This is a genomic window from Clostridium sp. AM28-20LB (genome assembly GCF_003480665.1).
Classification (GTDB): Bacteria; Bacillota; Clostridia; order Lachnospirales; family Lachnospiraceae; genus Otoolea; species Otoolea fessa.
Genome location: NZ_QUJN01000001.1, coordinates 774,943 through 792,448 on the forward strand (window position 1 = coordinate 774,943; position 17,506 = coordinate 792,448).

The 17,506-nt window shown below is 47.8% G+C and carries 12 protein-coding genes and 1 other RNA gene; 5 read left to right on the forward strand and 8 right to left on the reverse strand.

All coding sequences use genetic code 11. The features are described 5' to 3' along the window. Positions 1-10: 10 nt before the first annotated feature. Complete coding sequence (gene argH / locus DW739_RS03440) at positions 11-1,402, reverse strand: argininosuccinate lyase (protein ID WP_022358445.1); 1,392 nt, start codon at positions 1,400-1,402, stop codon at positions 11-13. Between the two features lie 129 nt (positions 1,403-1,531). Next, positions 1,532-2,782 carry an argininosuccinate synthase gene (locus DW739_RS03445; protein ID WP_118742618.1) on the reverse strand — a complete coding sequence of 417 codons (1,251 nt, stop codon included), beginning with the start codon at positions 2,780-2,782 and terminating at the stop codon, positions 1,532-1,534. Positions 2,783-3,182: 400 nt separating this feature from the next. On the opposite strand from DW739_RS03445, the gene DW739_RS03450 reads away from it, so the two are divergent. After that, positions 3,183-4,337, forward strand: coding sequence for an NADP-dependent malic enzyme (locus tag DW739_RS03450; protein WP_118490588.1), 1,155 nt, complete (start codon positions 3,183-3,185; stop codon positions 4,335-4,337). Between the two features lie 87 nt (positions 4,338-4,424). Then, positions 4,425-4,964, forward strand: a complete 540-nt coding sequence (locus tag DW739_RS03455; protein WP_107000108.1) for a DUF4364 family protein — start codon at positions 4,425-4,427, stop codon at positions 4,962-4,964. A gap of 204 nt (positions 4,965-5,168) precedes the next feature. Here the strand turns inward: DW739_RS03455 and glmS are convergent, their stop codons facing one another. Continuing rightward, positions 5,169-7,010 carry a glutamine--fructose-6-phosphate transaminase (isomerizing) gene (glmS, locus tag DW739_RS03460; protein ID WP_118683655.1) on the reverse strand — a complete coding sequence of 614 codons (1,842 nt, stop codon included), beginning with the start codon at positions 7,008-7,010 and terminating at the stop codon, positions 5,169-5,171. Positions 7,011-7,398: 388 nt separating this feature from the next. On the opposite strand from glmS, the gene DW739_RS03465 reads away from it, so the two are divergent. Further along, on the forward strand, positions 7,399-8,388 hold the full coding sequence (locus DW739_RS03465) for a site-specific integrase (RefSeq protein WP_117796456.1): 990 nt from the start codon (positions 7,399-7,401) through the stop codon (positions 8,386-8,388). Here the strand turns inward: DW739_RS03465 and DW739_RS03470 are convergent. Beyond that, positions 8,324-9,865: a carboxypeptidase M32 gene (locus DW739_RS03470; protein ID WP_117796455.1), complete on the reverse strand. Its 1,542-nt coding sequence runs from the start codon at positions 9,863-9,865 to the stop codon at positions 8,324-8,326. The two genes, DW739_RS03465 and DW739_RS03470, sit on opposite strands and share 65 nt — an antisense overlap. 358 nt (positions 9,866-10,223) lie before the next feature. Between DW739_RS03470 and DW739_RS03475 the strand changes: the two genes are divergently transcribed. Then, entirely contained in the window at positions 10,224-10,676 is a 453-nt protein-coding gene (locus DW739_RS03475; RefSeq protein ID WP_022358438.1) for an NUDIX hydrolase, read from the forward strand. Positions 10,677-11,199: 523 nt separating this feature from the next. Beyond that, entirely contained in the window at positions 11,200-12,516 is a 1,317-nt protein-coding gene (locus DW739_RS03485; RefSeq protein ID WP_118490580.1) for a 6-phosphofructokinase, read from the forward strand. Positions 12,517-12,719: 203 nt separating this feature from the next. Here the strand turns inward: DW739_RS03485 and DW739_RS03490 are convergent, their stop codons facing one another. The 4 genes from DW739_RS03490 to DW739_RS03505 all read right to left on the reverse strand — a co-directional run bounded on the left by DW739_RS03490 (position 12,720) and on the right by DW739_RS03505 (position 17,431). Next, positions 12,720-15,026: a SpoIID/LytB domain-containing protein gene (locus DW739_RS03490; RefSeq protein WP_243023723.1), complete on the reverse strand. Its 2,307-nt coding sequence runs from the start codon at positions 15,024-15,026 to the stop codon at positions 12,720-12,722. A 47-nt stretch (positions 15,027-15,073) separates the two neighbouring features. Further along, positions 15,074-16,330: an AI-2E family transporter gene (locus DW739_RS03495; RefSeq protein WP_107000114.1), complete on the reverse strand. Its 1,257-nt coding sequence runs from the start codon at positions 16,328-16,330 to the stop codon at positions 15,074-15,076. 120 nt (positions 16,331-16,450) lie between these two features. Then, a non-coding RNA gene (gene ssrS, locus DW739_RS03500) (6S RNA) lies at positions 16,451-16,631 on the reverse strand. A 137-nt stretch (positions 16,632-16,768) separates the two neighbouring features. Next, positions 16,769-17,431, reverse strand: coding sequence for an HAD family hydrolase (locus DW739_RS03505; protein ID WP_118482037.1), 663 nt, complete (start codon positions 17,429-17,431; stop codon positions 16,769-16,771). Between the last annotated feature and the right edge of the window lie 75 nt (positions 17,432-17,506).

The window sequence follows — 17,506 nt, forward strand, 5'->3', positions numbered from 1 at the left end:
GTTTCCTGTCCTACTCCTGAACCTTGTGTTCGCTTACAAATTTCTCAATCACAGAAATCTGGCGGGTTACTTCTTCCGGAGCCGGTCCGCCGATTACCTTACGTCCACGTACACAGGTCTTCAAATCAATCGCTTCATATACGTCATTTTCAAAAACATCGGAATGTGTCTTGTACTCTTCCAGTGTCAGATCGGCTAAGGACTTGTCCTCACGTACACACTGGGCTACCAGCTGTCCGACGGTCTTGTATGCATCACGGAACGGCATTCCCTTCTTGGTCAGGTAATCTGCACAGTCCGTTGCGTTGATGAAGCCTTTCAGAGCCGCTTTCTTCATATTGTCTTTCAGGATCTGCATCGTGGAGAACATTGGAGTCAGCACGCGCAGGCACTGTTTTACGGTGTCAATCGCATCAAAGACTGCCTCTTTGTCTTCCTGCATATCCTTGTTGTATGCCAGCGGAATACCCTTTAACATGGTAAGAAGGGTAAACAGATCGCCGTACACACGACCGGTCTTGCCGCGGACCAGCTCGCAGACATCCGGATTCTTCTTCTGCGGCATGATGGAGGAACCGGTTGAAAATGCGTCATCCAGCTCTACAAACTTGAACTCCCAGGAACACCAGGAAATAATCTCCTCAGAGAAACGGGACAGATGCATCATCAGAATGGATAACGCTGCCGTCAGCTCTACGCAGTAATCACGGTCGGAAACACCGTCTAAGGAGTTGTTGGTCACTCTGGCAAATCCAAGCTGCTGGCGTACAAAATCACGGTCGATCGGATAAGTCGTGGAAGCCAGCGCGCCGGATCCGAGCGGCATATCATCCATGCCCTCTAAGCAGTTCTCCAGACGGATTACATCACGGCGCATCATATTGGCATATGCCATCATATAATGTCCAAATGTAACCGGCTGTGCACGCTGCAGATGTGTATAACCCGGCATAACAGTTTCCAGATTGTTCTTTGCGCTCTCGCAGAGTGCTTCCATGAAATCGAGAATTTCCTTTTTGATCGCCACGATCTCTTTCTTCACGTAAAGACGCATATCCAGTGCAACCTGATCATTTCTGGATCTCGCCGTGTGAAGACGTTTTCCGGCATCGCCGATGCGCTCGGTCAGAATCTGCTCTACATTCATATGAATATCCTCATAATCCTGTGAGAAATGAATCTTACCTGCCTCAATATCCGCTAAGATACCTTTCAGTCCTTCGATAATCTTGTCTGATTCTTCCTTCGCAATGATGCCCTGCTTGCCCAGCATAGCCGCATGGGCCATGGAGCCTGTGATATCTTCCTTATAAAGACGACAGTCAAAGGAAATCGATGAGTTAAAATCATTTACCTCCAGATCTGTCTCTTTTCCGAATCGTCCTGCCCATAACTTTGCCATAAGTGTAAACTCCTTTTTATTCTCTGATTTAGAACCAATGCGACCATTGGAACCGGCAGATACCGGAAAACCAATGGTCACCATCGGCTGCGGGCTTGTCGCCTGCAGATTATTTATTATTTTCCTAAATTATTCTACGCTCGGAAAATGCTCGCCGGTCTTTACTGCCAGAACTTCGTCGTTCAGGGCGCGAACCTTGATCGGAAGTCCGAACAGGTTGATGAATCCAGCGGAATCTGCCTGGTTGTAGCAGTCATCCTCATCAAATGTAGCCATGCCTGCGGAATACAGGGTGTATGGAGATGTAACAGATGCCGGAATGATGTTGCCCTTGTAAAGTTTCAGTTTTACATCACCGGTTACGGTCTCCTGTGTGGAATCAACAAACGCGCTCATTGCTTTGCGCAGCGGTGTGTACCACTGACCATTGTATACTAACTCAGCGAACTTGAGAGCCAGCTGCTGTTTGTAGTGCTGTGTCTCTTTGTCCAGAGTGATTTCTTCCAGTTTCTCATGAGCCTTGTAAAGGATAGCTCCACCAGGAGTCTCATATACACCACGGCTCTTCATGCCAACCAGACGGTTCTCTACAATATCCAGAAGTCCGCAGCCGTTCTCACCGCCTACCTTGTTCAGAACCTCGATTACCTTCTCTGCATCCATCTCCTCGCCGTTTACACTGGTCGGAACACCTTTCTCGAAGTGGATGGTTACATAAGCAGCTTTATCCGGTGCATTCTCCGGAGATACGCCTAACTCAAGGAATCCAGGTTTGTTGATCGGAGCCTCGTTTGCCGGATCCTCCAGATCCAGACCCTCATGGGACAGATGCCACAGGTTCTTATCCTTGGAGTAGTTGGTCTCTTTCGTAATCTTTAACGGAATGTTGTGAGCCTCTGCGTACTCGATCTCTTTTTCACGGGAATTCAGTTCCCAGAAACGCCACGGAGCGATAACATCCATCTGCGGAGCAAATGCCTTGATAGCCAGTTCGAAACGAACCTGATCGTTTCCTTTACCGGTACAGCCGTGGCAGATAGCGTCTGCGCCCTCTTTCTTCGCAATTTCAACGATTCTCTTAGCGATAATCGGACGAGCGAAGGAAGTACCTAACAGGTAATGCTCATAAGTAGCGCCAGCCTTCATGGTCGGGATGATGTACTCATCTACGAACTCTTTCTTCAGATCCTCGATGTACAGCTTGGAAGCACCTGTCTTTAATGCCTTCTCTTCCAGACCATCCAGCTCCGCACCCTGACCTACGTCAGCGGAAACTGCGATAACCTCACAGCCATAGTTTTCTTTCAGCCACGGGATTAAAACCGATGTGTCCAGACCGCCTGAATATGCAAGAACAATTTTATTATATTTCTTAGCCATTTTTCATTTCCTCCAATCATTTGCCTGCGTGACGCTTTTTTCTTTGTCCATCCAGTCAACTAAGACCGGCAGATTTATATGCCTCACGTGAAATTACCCAGATTATACCTCCTTGATCCTAATTATGCAATACTTTTTTTGCATTTTTATGAATAATTTTTGTATAAAAACGTGTTTTATGCATTTTTCATGTGTTTTATGCATAAAAATGACATTTACGGACTTCATTTATATGCTATGCTATATGATAGGCATAAGTATTATAAATAAGTGGTACTGTGTGTGTACAGTAACATGGTACTGCCCTTCCTGCATTCTAAAATATGCATCTTGATTTAAAATGTCAAAATTGCTATTATAATGTAAGAATAAAATGAAAGCATTCGAAAGGATAAAAACCATGACGATCAATGAAAAAGCACTCGAACTTCATGAAAAATGGAACGGCAAGCTCGATACCGTCTCCAAAGTACAGGTAAAAACCAGAGAGGATCTGGCTCTGGCATACACACCGGGCGTTGCAGAACCATGTAAGGTAATTGCAAAAGATCCGGAAGCTGCATACCGCTACACCATCAAGTCCAACACTGTAGCCGTTGTCTCCGACGGAAGCGCCGTTCTGGGACTTGGCAATATCGGACCGTTAGCAGCTATGCCGGTTATGGAAGGAAAAGCCGTTCTGTTTAAAGAGTTCGGCGGCATCAATGCATTCCCGATCTGCCTCGACACACAGGACACCGAGGAGATCATCGAGACAGTTGTCCGCATTGCTCCGGCATTCGGCGGTATCAACCTGGAGGACATCTCCGCACCGCGCTGCTTTGAGATCGAGGAACGTTTAAAGAAACTGTTAAACATTCCGGTCTTCCACGATGATCAGCACGGAACCGCCATCGTCGTACTGGCAGGTATCATCAACGCCCTGAAAGTAACCGGCAAGAAGAAGGAAGACTGCCGCGTCGTTGTCAACGGCGCCGGAAGCGCAGGCGTTGCCATTACCAAACTGCTCTTAAACTACGGATTCCCGCATATTACCATGTGTGATAAGACCGGTATGCTCTGCAAGGGCATGGAAGGGCTTAACTGGATGCAGGAAAAGATGGTCGAAGTTACCAACTTAGAGCACAAGACGGGCACACTTGCCGATGCATTAAAAGGCGCTGACATCTTCGTAGGGGTGTCTGCTCCGGGCATCGTTTCCCAGGAGATGGTTGCTTCCATGAATAAGGATTCCATTCTCTTCGCAATGGCAAACCCGGTTCCGGAGATCATGCCGGATCTGGCAAAAGCTGCTGGTGCAAGAGTCGTAGGAACCGGACGTTCCGATTTCCCGAACCAGGTCAACAACGTTCTCATCTTCCCAGGCATCTTCCGCGGCGCTCTGGAAGGACGCGCAACCGCTATCACCGAAGAAATGAAACTGGCTGCTGCCAACGCAATTGCTGCTCTGGTTGATGACAGCGAATTGAGCGACGAGAACATTCTTCCGGCAGCATTTGATCCGCGTGTAGCTGACGCTGTTTCCAAGGCTGTGAAGGAACACATTAAGAAATAAACGTAACAATTCAAGCGATTCTCGCATTTACCGTAAGAACCGCACAAAATTTACACAGTTACGAAATAATAATAAAGGAGTTTTTCCATGCTGGCTGAACCGATGACACTTTACAAACTGATGAATCTCTATATGCTACACCAGGTCAATTTTCCGCTGACCAACGCGCAGCTCTCCAATTTTTTCCTGGATCGTGAGTACACCACGTATTTCACACTCCAGCAGGCCTTGAACGAGCTTCTGGATGCAGGTCTGGTAAAAAAGGAGACGATGCGGAACAGCTCCCGCTATGAGATCACTAAGGAGGGCGAGGAAACGCTGGAATTTTTCGGCAAAAACATCTCTCCTGCCATCGTCAGCGACATGGATGAATACCTGAAACAGAACCGCTTCCGCATGCGAAACGAGGTAGGACTGATCTCCGATTTCTATAAATCGACCAATCAGGACTACATCGTTCACTGCGAGGTGCGGGAAGGAAAAGCCGTTCTTGTCAATCTCGATATCTCCGTTCCGGATAAGGAGCAGGCGGAAATCATGTGCAATCACTGGAAGGATCGAAGCCAAGAGATTTATGCTTATGTGATGAAATCTTTGATGAGTGAGCATGGGGTGGAGAAAAAATAAGGACGATAAAGAAATCGCATATGAGACGAAAAAGAGAGTCCTCCGCGTGATTGCAAAATCACACGGAGGACTCTCTTTTTCTGTTTAATTTCAAGCAAAAAACAAGGTCTGCGTCTGGCATTTTATGCCTTTTTGCAAACCTTGTCTTTTCTTTCCATTTATATTACTTTTTCTAGATCTATAACAACACCATAAAAAGCTCTATTACTCTACCGTAACACTCTTCGCCAGGTTTCTAGGCTTATCTACATCCAGTCCCTTCGATACACTTACGTAATATCCCAGCAGCTGCAGCGGCACAACCGCTAAGCTCGGTGTGAAGTGCTCGTCAGTCTTCGGTATATAGACTGCGAAATCGACGGTGTCTTCAATATTGTAGTTGCCTGCAGTTGTGAGTCCCATGAGGTAAGCGCCGCGGCATTTTACTTCTACCATGTTGCTGATCATCTTCTCATATAGGGCTTCCTGGGTCAGGATGCTGACTACGAGGATACCATCCTCAATCAGGCTGATGGTTCCGTGTTTTAATTCTCCAGCTGCATATGCTTCGGAATGGATGTAGCTGATCTCTTTTAATTTCAGGCTGCCTTCCATGCTGACTGCGTAATCGATGCCGCGACCGATGAAGAACACGTCTTTTGCATTGGCATATTTCGCTGCGAACCACTGGATGCGTTCTTTGTCATTTTCGAGCAGCTTCGCAATCTGATCCGGCAGTTCCTGCAGGGCTGCAAGGAGTTCTTCATATTTTTCTTCTGTGATCGTACCGCGCACATGGGCGAACTGTACGCCCAGAAGATATCCGGCAACCAGCTGTGTGCTATATGCCTTGGTGGTCGCCACCGCAATCTCCGGCCCTGCCAGTGTGTAGAAAATATGATCTGCCTCACGTGCAATCGTGGAACCTACTACATTGACAATCGCCATCGTAGGAACGCCCTGGCTCTTTGCCAGACGCAGGGCTGCCAGGCTGTCGGCTGTCTCGCCCGACTGGCTGATGATGATAACCAGACTGTTCTCTTCCAGAATCGGGTTCCGGTAACGGAACTCGGAAGCCAGCTCGACGCGGACCGGAATACGCGCCAGATCTTCGATCACATACTGCGCTGCCACGCCTGCATGGTAAGCAGAACCACACGCTACGATATAAATACGCTTTAACGAACGAATGACATCATCGGAAAGTCCCGCCTCGGTCAGGTCAATATGACCATCGCGGATGACTGAATTTAATGTATCCCGAACCGCACGCGGCTGTTCATGGATCTCCTTAATCATGAAATGCTCATAACCTCCCTTTTCAGCAGCTTCTGCATCCCACTCAATCGTCACAAGTTCTTTCTGAATCTCTTCCTGATCAATATTATAGAAAGTAACCTCTCCCTTATGTAAGCGTCCCAATTCCTGATTGCCGATATAGTATACCTTGCGGGTATATGGAAGCAGGGGCGGAACATCCGACGCGATAAAGGATTCACCCTCGCCTACTCCGATGATCATCGGGTTATCCTGACGGGCTACAAAGATCTCCTCCGGATAATCCTTAAACATAACCGCCAGTGCATACGTGCCACGGATACGCATCATCGCACGCGCCATCGCATCGAGCGGTCCCTCGTTGTATTTCTTATAATAATGATCGATCAGCTTTACAGCCACCTCTGTATCAGTATCTGAATAAAACGTATATCCATTTTTAATCAGTTTTTCGCGAATTTCCTGATAGTTTTCGATAATACCATTGTGAACCGCTACCACGCTGCGGTCATCCGTGCAGTGCGGATGTGCATTGTTCTCAGACGGCTCCCCGTGTGTCGCCCAGCGGGTATGACCGATACCGCAGTTGCCCCGCATTGCGCGTCCATTGTCTGTTTTCTCTGCCAGCGCGCGCAGACGTCCCTTCGCCTTTACAACCTCCGGTACACCTTCTCCGTCTCTGACTGCCAGACCTGCTGAATCGTATCCACGATATTCAAGCTTCTCCAGACCCGCTAATAAGATCGGAGCCGCCTGCTGGTCTCCTGTATATCCTACGATACCACACATACAATTATTCCTCCTTTTTCCAACCAGGCGAGCCGCTGCCATCATACCGCCTCAGACACTCCCGCCTTCGTATCTCTATCTCAAGAATATGATAAATCTATTGATTCTTCAAAATAGAATCTTCTATAAAATATGTCGTTTATCCCTAAATAGCGCCTGACCGGCACCTTCGATATAGACTTTCTTCTCAGTCATGTACATATTCTGTCTCATTATACCAAAAAAGAATCTTCTTGTCAGCATTTGCTGTAATATTTTCGTCAGTCATCATATAAACACATCTCTTTTCAAAACCATCCGCCATAAGCAGTCACATATTTCTTCTGCATATCTACCTGTAAAATAACGATTGTCCACGACAACTATTTTTTATACAGGAGGTTTCATCATGAAAAACGAAACAATGTACTTTAACGATCTTCTTTCCATCTGGCTGGAAAAGCAGAAACAGGCGCGAGCCCTGTCTACCTATGTGAAATACCGGCATCTGGCAGACCGTTATATCTCCCCTTATTTTAGAGCCATCCAGCTTTCAGAGGTCGATCTGCCTATGCTTCAGACATTCCGCAATTCCCTTTTATCCCCGGATTCCCTGCATCCGCTTGGGAACGGAACTATCCGCTGTATTCTTCTGCTCGTCAACTCCATTCTGCGTCTTTCCTATGAAACCGGGCAGACAAACGGCATTCTCTATCTCCCGCCCCGTCTTCCAAAAAAGCGCCCTGAAGTACCTGTTTTTACCCTTCAGGAACAGGAACAGCTCGAACACTATCTAACTGCCCATACAGGAATCTCCGAAGCCGTCATCTATCTGGGACTCTATACAGGGCTGCGGGTTGGAGAACTCTGCGCCCTGCGTTGGGAAAATATTCATTTTTCCGATCGCTATCTCCATGTCCGACACACGGTACAGCGCCTGACGCGCCTTGACACAACCCATAAATCAGAACTCATTTTATCCGGTCCCAAAAGCATCTCCTCCAACCGTTTGGTTCCCCTGCCCGCTTTCCTTCTGCCGATCCTACAGCCATATTCTCATCCGGAACACCCGGATTATTTTCTGCTGTCACAATCTGCCAGCTCCCCGATGGATCCGCGAACCTTCCAGAATCACTACCAGCGCATTCTATCACAAGCCGGACTGCGCTATCTGAATTTTCATGCAATCCGGCACACGTTTGCCACCCGCTGTATCACAAATGGCATGGATCCCAAAACGCTCAGCGAAATTCTGGGACACTCCGATTTGAAAGTCACGCTTGAATACTATTTTCATTCCTCTCTGGAATTCAAGAAAGAACAGATCGACCGCCTTACTGCTCTTTTTCCGGCCGTCCATACTTCTCTTCCAGATATGCCACATAATATGACGGATTAAAATCTTCCCCCGTCATATCGCGCAGGATCTGACGGCTGTCCTTCAATTTGCCATACTGGTGAATATTTTTCCGCAGATATTCGCGGATTTCTCCCAGGTTTCCAGCCTCCAGTAGTTTTTCTACCGGCAATTCCTTCTTCATCTGGTGATAAATCTGCGCGCCAAAGGCATTTCCTAATGCATAGGACGGAAAATAGCCGATCGATCCCTGTGACCAGTGAATATCCTGCAGTACGCCCTCCCGATCCGTGGACGGGCGTACTCCCAGGTATTCTTCATACTTATCATTCCAGATCTGCGGCAGTTTCTCCACCTCCAGATCCTCCTCAATCAGCATTTTCTCAATTTCATATCGCACCAGCACATGCAGCGGATAAGAAAGCTCATCCGCTTCCGTCCGGATCAGCCCCCGAACGGTTCTATTAACCGCCGCCAGAAAATCCTCCAGACTCGTCTCCGTCAGCGGGCTTCCAAACATCTGCGCCACTTTTCCATAAATCGGTTTCCAGAATGCATGGCTGCGCCCCACGATATTTTCAAAGAAACGGGACTGGCATTCATGCATTCCCATCGAAGTTCCCTGCCCCACCAGCGTCTGTGTCAGGTCATCCCGGATGCCAAATTCATAGATAGCATGTCCCGTCTCATGCAGCACGGAAAAAATCGAAGAATCAATCCGTTTCTGATAATGCGTCGTGATCCGTACATCATGATTGTGCAGATTCGTCGTAAACGGATGGGCGCTGAGTGCCAGTACTCCCCGGTCAAAATCAAAGCCCTCATACTCTGCTAGGAAACGCGCCGCCTCTGCCTGCGCCGCCTCCGGATAATCTGCGGATAAAAAGGCGTCCGGAACCGTCTTCGAGCGATCTGCCGATTCTTTCAAAAGCGGCACGATTTTCCCTTTCATCAGCTCAAAAAATGGATCTAACATCTCCATATTAAAACCTTTTTCGTAGGTATCCAGCATCACATCGTAAAGCTTCTGTCCCGGCTTTGCCCGGTACGCCGCAAATTTCTTCTGATAGGAAATAATCTCCTTCAAAACAGGGGCAAATGAAGCAAAATCATTTTTCTCTCGCGCACGCGTCCAGATTCCCGTCGCACGCGCCGTAAGTTCTGCATACGCACGGTATTCCTCCGGCGGAATGCAGGAAAGCCGCTCCTGCTCCTCGGCTGCTTCCCGGAGAATTGCCGACTGCACCTCATCAAATACGCCCGCATTCTCTTTTTCTGCCTTCTGGCAGACATCCAGCAGCTCCTTAAAACGCATTGACGCCAGAATCTCCTGATACTGCTCCGAAAGTGAACCTATCACCCGCGCGGTATGCTCCGCTGCACCCTTCGGCGCCAGCGTCTCATCATCCCACTCAAACAAAACCATCGACGTCTGAAGCGCCATCGCCCGCTCCAAAAGAGACTGCAGCTCCTCAAACTGTTTTTTTACATTCTGATTCTTCTGTTCTGTCTGTGCCATTTTCCTGCCTCCTGTCTTTTTTTCGTAATTCTATCATCCAAATTCTGTGTATTTTTTAGGTTCCGCTGCACATATGCCTGCATTCTTTTGTAATATGAGCCATTTCCATCTTCATCATACCAGATTTTCTTTCTTCTGTTTCTTATATCTTTCTTATGATTTTTTACAGTTCACACATTGTGCAAACTGTAACAGGATTTTCTCATGATGCCTTATGTGACTTTCCAATCTTGCATAATCATGCAAAACGCGGTATACTAAAACCAGTTTAAATCATATGCATAAAGCTGGTTCCCGGCACACGGATATACGCCACGAATCAACTTCCATGCACACACCAGGACAGGAGGGATTGCAGATGATCGAAGCAACGAGCTGCGGCGGTGTGGTTATATTTCGGGGAAAATTACTCGTTCTTTACAAAAACTACCGGAACAAATACGAAGGCTGGGTTCTTCCCAAAGGAACCGTAGAACCGGGCGAAGACTTCAAGCAGACCGCCCTCCGGGAGGTTCATGAGGAGACTGGCGTCGCCGCCTCCATCATCAAGTACATTGGCAAAAGCCAGTACACCTTCAACACCCCTCAGGATACCATCGAAAAGACCGTGCACTGGTATCTGATGATGGCGGACAGCTACTACAGCAAGCCGCAGCGCGAAGAATACTTCGTCGATTCCGGCTACTACAAATTTTACGAAGCCTACCACCTTCTGAAATTTTCCAACGAAAAACAGATCCTGGAAAAAGCCTACAATGAATATCTGGATCTGAAAAAGGCAAATTTGTGGGGGAATCGGAAATACTTTTAATCACAAGAACAAAGAGGCTGTTGCAAAATCATTACCAAAAATAGATGATTGAGCGGCAGCTTCCATTTCTCTGCCCGCTAATCTGGGTTAAAATTCGCGGTTTTCCTGTTAAAAAAGGCTTTTCGGTAATTTCCTATGAAACAAAAAACACCCCGTCCGCTGCACAAAGCCAACGAACAGGGTATTAAAAAGGGGAGGATAAGTATTCAAAAATTTCTCTTTTGTGATACTAACAGTATGACCCGTTTCTGTTATTCTATACATCAATCTCCAAATTTTTATACGCCTTTTATCTGCTTCCGAGTATCCGGTTTTCATATTATTTATCATACATACCTTTTTCCCTTGCTTTCTTCCTCTCTTTCCGTTACAATAGATACGTTTTGAGTTGTACTTTTTAATTTATTTTTACCTCTATGAAAAATACAACTCCAGCAAATCATTTTATGTACATTTTTATATTGATTTGAAACTTTTTATATCATAAACCTTGTACTTACCTCACAAAAAGGAGATTTACCTTATGAACAAGAAAAACATCTTAGTCGGACAGTCCGGCGGACCGACCGCGGTTATCAACGGGAGCCTTTACGGTGTTATCTGCGAAGGTGCGCGCCACAGCGATGCGGTTGGCTGCGTCTACGGTATGATAAATGGAATCGAGGGCTTTCTCGCGGATTCTTATATGAACCTTTCAGAAACACTCTCCGATGACGATCTGGAACTTCTTCGCCTGACTCCGGCGGCGTATCTGGGTTCCTGCCGTTTTAAACTCCCTGAGAACCTCTCCGACAGCTTCTACCGCGTCCTCTTTGAAAAACTGGAGCGGCTGGACATCGGCTATTTCTTTTACATCGGCGGCAACGACTCGATGGACACCGTCAGCAAGCTTTCCCGCTATGCGGCGCAGATCAAAAGCCCGATCCGCTTTATCGGCATTCCCAAGACGATCGACAACGATCTCGTCCTGACCGATCACACGCCGGGATACGGCAGCGCTGCCCGCTATGTCGCTGCATCCGTCCGTGAAATTGCGCTGGACGCCTCTGTCTATCAGCAGAAATCGGTCACCATCGTTGAGATCATGGGACGCCATGCCGGATGGCTGACGGCTGCCTCTGCCTTAGCACGCAAGGAAGCCGGTGACAATCCGCTCTTAATCTATCTGCCGGAAGCTCCATTTGAGCTGGCACAATTTAATGACGACTTAAAGAAAGCGTTTGAAAAGACAGCGAATGTCATCGTCTGCGTCTCCGAGGGCATCCGCGACCACGGCGGTCGATTTATCTGCGAATATTCAACCGAAGCCCAGGTCGACACCTTCGGTCACAAAATGTTAGCCGGATGCGGCAAAATTCTGGAAAATTATGTCCGCAACCAGTTCGGCGTCAAGGTGCGCTCGGTTGAGCTCAACGTCAACCAGCGCTGCTCCGGTCTCACCGTTTCCGGTACTGATTTAAACGAGGCTGAAATGGCAGGTCGTTTCGGCGTCCAGGCAGCCCTGGACGGTCATACTGGGCAGATGGTGGCATTTGAGCGTGAGACTGATACAGCTGCTTCTGAACCTGTTCATGCAGCTGCTGCCGTTTCAAACGCTGCGGACTTAGGCGCAGCATCCGCTTCATGCGTAAAACATCGTAACACTGTATATAAAATTCATCCAGTTCTCAAGGATGTCAATCTGATCTGCAATCAGGAAAAGAAAGTACCTGCTGAGTGGATCACGAAAAACGGTACCGATGTCAGCGATGATTTCCTGGCTTACTCGCAGCCGCTGATCCAAGGGGACGTTTCCCATATTATGGAAAACGGACTTCCAAAATATTTGTACCGCAAATAGTCCGTCACGCAGTATAACTGCTTCATCCTTGAAATCCATACAAGCAACAGAAAAAGAGACGCTTCTTTCATTTTACGAATGCGTCTCTTTTCTACTTAATAATGCATAATACCTGAATTTTTTCTAATTTACCCCAATCACACACTCTTATCATTTGGGGAGGAATCCTGACCGTGCCCTTTCAGCGCAGCCATCTTCTAAATCTAATCTTCCTCACAATCCCGAATTTCAACCCCATCATAAAAGAACATCAGAATCTCTTCATAATTCTTGCCTTCGCGCGCCATCTCCTGTGCGCCGTTCTGGCTCATGCCGACTCCGTGACCGTAGCCGCCGCCCCAGATGGTAAATGTGCGGATGTCTTTTTCCTCATCCCTGGCAGTTTCATCCACCGAGAAAAAGGCACTCGGTAGCGTACTCCATCCTGTCAGTTCGGTTCCGTCATTTTTCTTATAAACGAGTGATTCCGAGCCGAGGACACTCCGGATCTGACTCTGACCTTTCAGTGTCTTGGTTCCCTCGCTTCCGACGATCTGCACCGTCTGGGCGATACCACCCGTACCGCGGGAAGTCACAAAAATACCCTGAATCTCGCCGATGGTATCTACCTTCTGCTGCAGCTTCTTATTCGTGATCGTTGTTTTCCAGCGGTACATCGGGAACGAGGAATCATAATTCTGCTCACCCTGTCCCTGGATAAACTTGAGGAATGTGTCGTTGTCCGTCAAATCCGGAATCTTCTTCTTTTCCGTCAAACCGATCCCTTTCAGATACGGAACCTCGTCTTTGCTGGCGCCCCAGATCGTTCCATCGGTCGAATATCCGCAGGAAGTTGAAAAATAATACGTTTCCGCCGGGGTATCGTTGTAATATACGATCTTCCCGTCCGTCTCCTTGACTGCCAGATTCGTCCGCTCACTGCTCTCTGTATTATTGTACACCTGATAGTTTGTGCTGTCATCAACGTGTGCGCCGTAACAGCTGTAGGCATTCGCCTTGATCTGCCGGTAGGCATACGTCCGTGCGCAAACTGCCTGCGCCTTGAGCGCCTCCAGCTCATAATTGGATGGCATCTCGCTCGGCACTACGCGTGTCAGGTAATCTTCGACGTCCAGCTCATTGATCAGAAGCAGCCCATCCGACTCCTCGCTCAACTCGAAGCTGCCGAAATACGACGGCGTTCCCTGCGCCCGCTTGGTGCTCAGGATGCGGATCTCCTTCTGCGGATCTTCCAGCGTGATCGTCATGCGCCCTTCTTTCAGACGGTCATCGCCAGGACTCACGGACAATTTCGTTCCCGGGCTCAAAGTCTCCTCTGATTCGCCCCAGGTCACATGCATCGTGCTGTCCGACTGGAGTACCACCTTCGTGTGAAACAAGGAGGAATAATCATCATTCATGATCAGCACGCGGATGTTCGTCGCTGAAAAATCATGATTTAAGAGCGCTGCGCAAACCTTTTTGCCAGCCACGACAAATTTTCCCAGATCATAGCCGACCAGCACATCCCGCTTTTTCTGCTCCTTGACGACTCCATATGTTTTATATACTTTAAAATCATCGTCCAGTTTCAGCGTTCCGTACCCGTCAATCTCGATCGTATCATCCTTGACCGAGAGTACCTTTCCTTCGATCATGTCTTCCTTGAGCGACAGCTTGCGGATCTTGCCCTTATCCAGCTCGACATCCGCCAGCACGCCATCGGTACGATCCTTGAGCTTTTCTTCCTCTGGAAATGTCCGGACGATCGTGCCAATATACACATCCATCCCACCCGATTCTCCCGGAACGATCCAGACATTCTTATATGTAACTTTTTCAGACTGTACGCCGCACAGCGTGATGATCGAACCATCACGCTCATAGACCTCGATCTTCCGATCGATGCAGGCATCCAGCGACACGCCCTCAAAATTCATCGTTCCCTGATCCGTATATGCCGTCCATGCCGCTGCTTCCTTCACATTTTTTGGTGTTCCATAAAGCACCAGCTTCTGTTTTTTGACCGCGTTTTCCGAATCTGCCTTTTTTAAGAATGACTCATAAAACAGCCACCATTCTTCCTTCGGCATTGCCTTTTTATATTTATTTTTAGATACATTCAGGGCGCTCGAAAGCCCTTTGGAAACACGATCCGCCGCATATGCCGCTTCGCCATAGGTCAGTGCGCCCATCGCGTAGCTTTTACTTATCTTCTCGTCTCCCGGCTCCAGATAGCCTTCCTCAATCATATAGTCAATATATTTGGCATACCATTCATCCTGATCCGGCGTTCCAAAATGGCTTCCGTGTTCTCCCTGCGACGCAACGATGTCGTCCCGGTCTGCAAATGATAACGCCATAGCTTTCGATGCCATGGCGCGTGAAATATCATTATCCGAGTGATCCAAAAATACAATTGCAAAGAGCAGGAGTGCCAGAAAAGCCGGAATCGCCACTGCCCAGTAAACCAGCTTTTTAGGTTTCAGAGACTGTACTGCCTTTCGCGATCTGCCTGTTTTCTTTTCCATATTTCTCCAGCCGCCTTTATTTTTTAACTGTCCTTTCTCATTCACAGTCACTTTTTATTTAACTCCATAAACGTTCCTGTTTTCTCATCAATGTGGTCTAACTTCCGGTATTCGTCTGTCTCCATCGGCAATTTCCGAAGCCGCAGCGACCGGTGCACCGCGCGGGAGATCAAGTCATAAATAACCGCAAATGCCGGTACTGCGATAATCATGCCGACGAAACCAAAGAGTCCGCCAAAGAAGAGAATCGAAAACAGTACCCAGAAACTCGAAAGTCCTGTCGAATTGCCCAGGATCTTCGGTCCCAGAATATTGCCGTCAAACTGCTGCAGAAGCAGAATCCAGATGAGGAAATACACACACTGGAGCGGACTGACTAAGAATACCAGGAACGCTGCAGGTATCGCACCGATGAACGGTCCAAAAAAAGGTATCACATTCGTCACACCGATAATGACGCTCAAAAGCATCGGGAACGGCATATTTAAGATCGTCACACCGATGAAACAGATAATACCGATAATGAGGGAATCCACCAGCTTGCCGATGATGAAGCCGCCGAACATCTGATTGATAAACCGGAGCTCCTCGATTACCAGATTCGCCTGTCTTAGATTCAGGCAGCCATAAACAATCTTCTTTCCCTGTGCTGCCAGTGTATCTTTGATATTTAGCAGATACACCATGACGATCAGACCGATCAGCCAGTTTTTGATAAATTCCAGGACACCCAGCACGCTGCTGGAAAGGCCTGTCACGATCTGTCCAATCCGGTGCATATCAATGTTGGTAAACGATTTCTCCGCCCAGTTCTGAAAAACTGCCAGGTTATTTTCAAAACTGCTCAGAACCATATTTTCGATCTCCGGATTATTTTTCAAAATACGCTGAATCCATTCATACACATTCTGCACATACAGCGGAAATGAATCCTGAATACCGATCAAACTCTCGATCAGCTGCGGGATCATAAGCTGGAACATCCCTACCACAAGCACAATAACCAGCCCCAGACATGCTGCCGTCGCAAGCATCCGGGCTGCACCACGGACGTATTTGGAATTCTTAGTGACAGAGCCAAGGGTCTTTTCCACGATCCCTGCTACCCAGTTATATGCCGGGGCGGTCAGATACGTCAGCACCGCACCGCAGAGAATCGGCGCAAGGATTTTCACAACCTTGCGGGTGCCCGCCGACACCACATCCCAGTGTTGGATGCTGAACCAGAGCAGTATGCAGACCGCAATCACCGAAACTGCCGTCATACCCATATAAATGTATTCTTTGAAATCTCTTTTTTCCATACTTATGTTCTTATCCGTTCCTCTTTTCTGATTTTACAATGTGCTTCTGGAAAATGTTACATTTTCTTTACACACTTTCTTTTACAGAGAAAGCAGCGATTGCTCGCTGCTTTTATCCTTTGTAACCCCAAAATGCCGGCTCTTACCATATTGACGCCTAGCGCTGCTAGGTGGGCAACCTCACTTAGATTTCTGTCTTCCACTCGAGAGGAGGCCTGACATCCATCTAAAAATATCGGAATCCCGTTAGTCAAAATGTAGGTTCAAAAAAAGCAAGAGTTGTCGAGCATCCCAGGAATTACAAATATTCTCTTTTGATACGGCTATTATACCGCAAGTCGGATGTTTTTTCAAGTTCCATTTTCTGATAATGCGGTCAGGTTGTTACTGTTCGCGCATACGTGCCCAGTAACGGATTAAGAAGCTCCTTTTTGTCTTTTATACTTCTCCCCACTTCATCAGGAAATCTCCCAGCTCTTCCACCGTCTCAATCTGGTAGTCTGCCCCATTTTCCGTAAATTCTTCCCGGGAACCATATCCATACAGCACTGCCGCACATGGGAGCTGATTTTCATGCGCCCCGATAATATCGTGCTTCCGGTCGCCCACCATGATAACCTTCGATTCCTCCGGTGTTGTTCCCAGACGGTCCAGCGTGTAGGCAATCACATCGCCTTTGCGGACCCGGATCTCCTCCATATCCGCCCCGCCAACCAAGGTAAAGTAGGAAAGCAGATCAAAATGCTCCAGAATCTGAATAGCAAACGGTTCCGGCTTTGAGGTTGCCACCGCCAGCGTAAGACCGGCATCCTTTAAACGTGTCAGCATCTCCCGGATTCCCGGATAGACTTTATTTTCAAACATTCCCTGTTTCGTAAAATATTCGTGGAAATGGCCGATCGCTTCGCGCGCCTGCGCTTCGCTGAATCCGTAATATTCTTTAAAACTGTCCGACAGCGGCGGTCCGATGAACGGACACAGTTTATCCAGATCCGGCTCATCGATCCCGTATGCCTGCAGCGCATGCTGGACAGACTTTGTGATGCCTTCCTTCGGATCTGTAAGGGTTCCGTCGAGGTCAAATAGTATGATATGGTTCATATGGTTCGTTCTCCTTATTGTAGTCCGCAGTGCATTACTCCGCAGCACACCAGCTTGAAAAAACTACATTTTCAT

What these genes read in the sequence shown, in the direction of transcription:
- argH (WP_022358445.1), bottom strand. Translation starts at nt 1,402, where the DNA reads ATGGCAAAGTTATGGGCAGGACGATTCGGAAAAGAGACAGATCTGGAG.
- DW739_RS03445 (WP_118742618.1), bottom strand. Translation starts at nt 2,782, where the DNA reads ATGGCTAAGAAATATAATAAAATTGTTCTTGCATATTCAGGCGGTCTG.
- DW739_RS03450 (WP_118490588.1), top strand. Translation starts at nt 3,183, where the DNA reads ATGACGATCAATGAAAAAGCACTCGAACTTCATGAAAAATGGAACGGC.
- DW739_RS03455 (WP_107000108.1), top strand. Translation starts at nt 4,425, where the DNA reads ATGCTGGCTGAACCGATGACACTTTACAAACTGATGAATCTCTATATG.
- glmS (WP_118683655.1), bottom strand. Translation starts at nt 7,010, where the DNA reads ATGTGTGGTATCGTAGGATATACAGGAGACCAGCAGGCGGCTCCGATC.
- DW739_RS03465 (WP_117796456.1), top strand. Translation starts at nt 7,399, where the DNA reads ATGAAAAACGAAACAATGTACTTTAACGATCTTCTTTCCATCTGGCTG.
- DW739_RS03470 (WP_117796455.1), bottom strand. Translation starts at nt 9,865, where the DNA reads ATGGCACAGACAGAACAGAAGAATCAGAATGTAAAAAAACAGTTTGAG.
- DW739_RS03475 (WP_022358438.1), top strand. Translation starts at nt 10,224, where the DNA reads ATGATCGAAGCAACGAGCTGCGGCGGTGTGGTTATATTTCGGGGAAAA.
- DW739_RS03485 (WP_118490580.1), top strand. Translation starts at nt 11,200, where the DNA reads ATGAACAAGAAAAACATCTTAGTCGGACAGTCCGGCGGACCGACCGCG.
- DW739_RS03490 (WP_243023723.1), bottom strand. Translation starts at nt 15,026, where the DNA reads ATGGAAAAGAAAACAGGCAGATCGCGAAAGGCAGTACAGTCTCTGAAA.
- DW739_RS03495 (WP_107000114.1), bottom strand. Translation starts at nt 16,330, where the DNA reads ATGGAAAAAAGAGATTTCAAAGAATACATTTATATGGGTATGACGGCA.
- DW739_RS03505 (WP_118482037.1), bottom strand. Translation starts at nt 17,431, where the DNA reads ATGAACCATATCATACTATTTGACCTCGACGGAACCCTTACAGATCCG.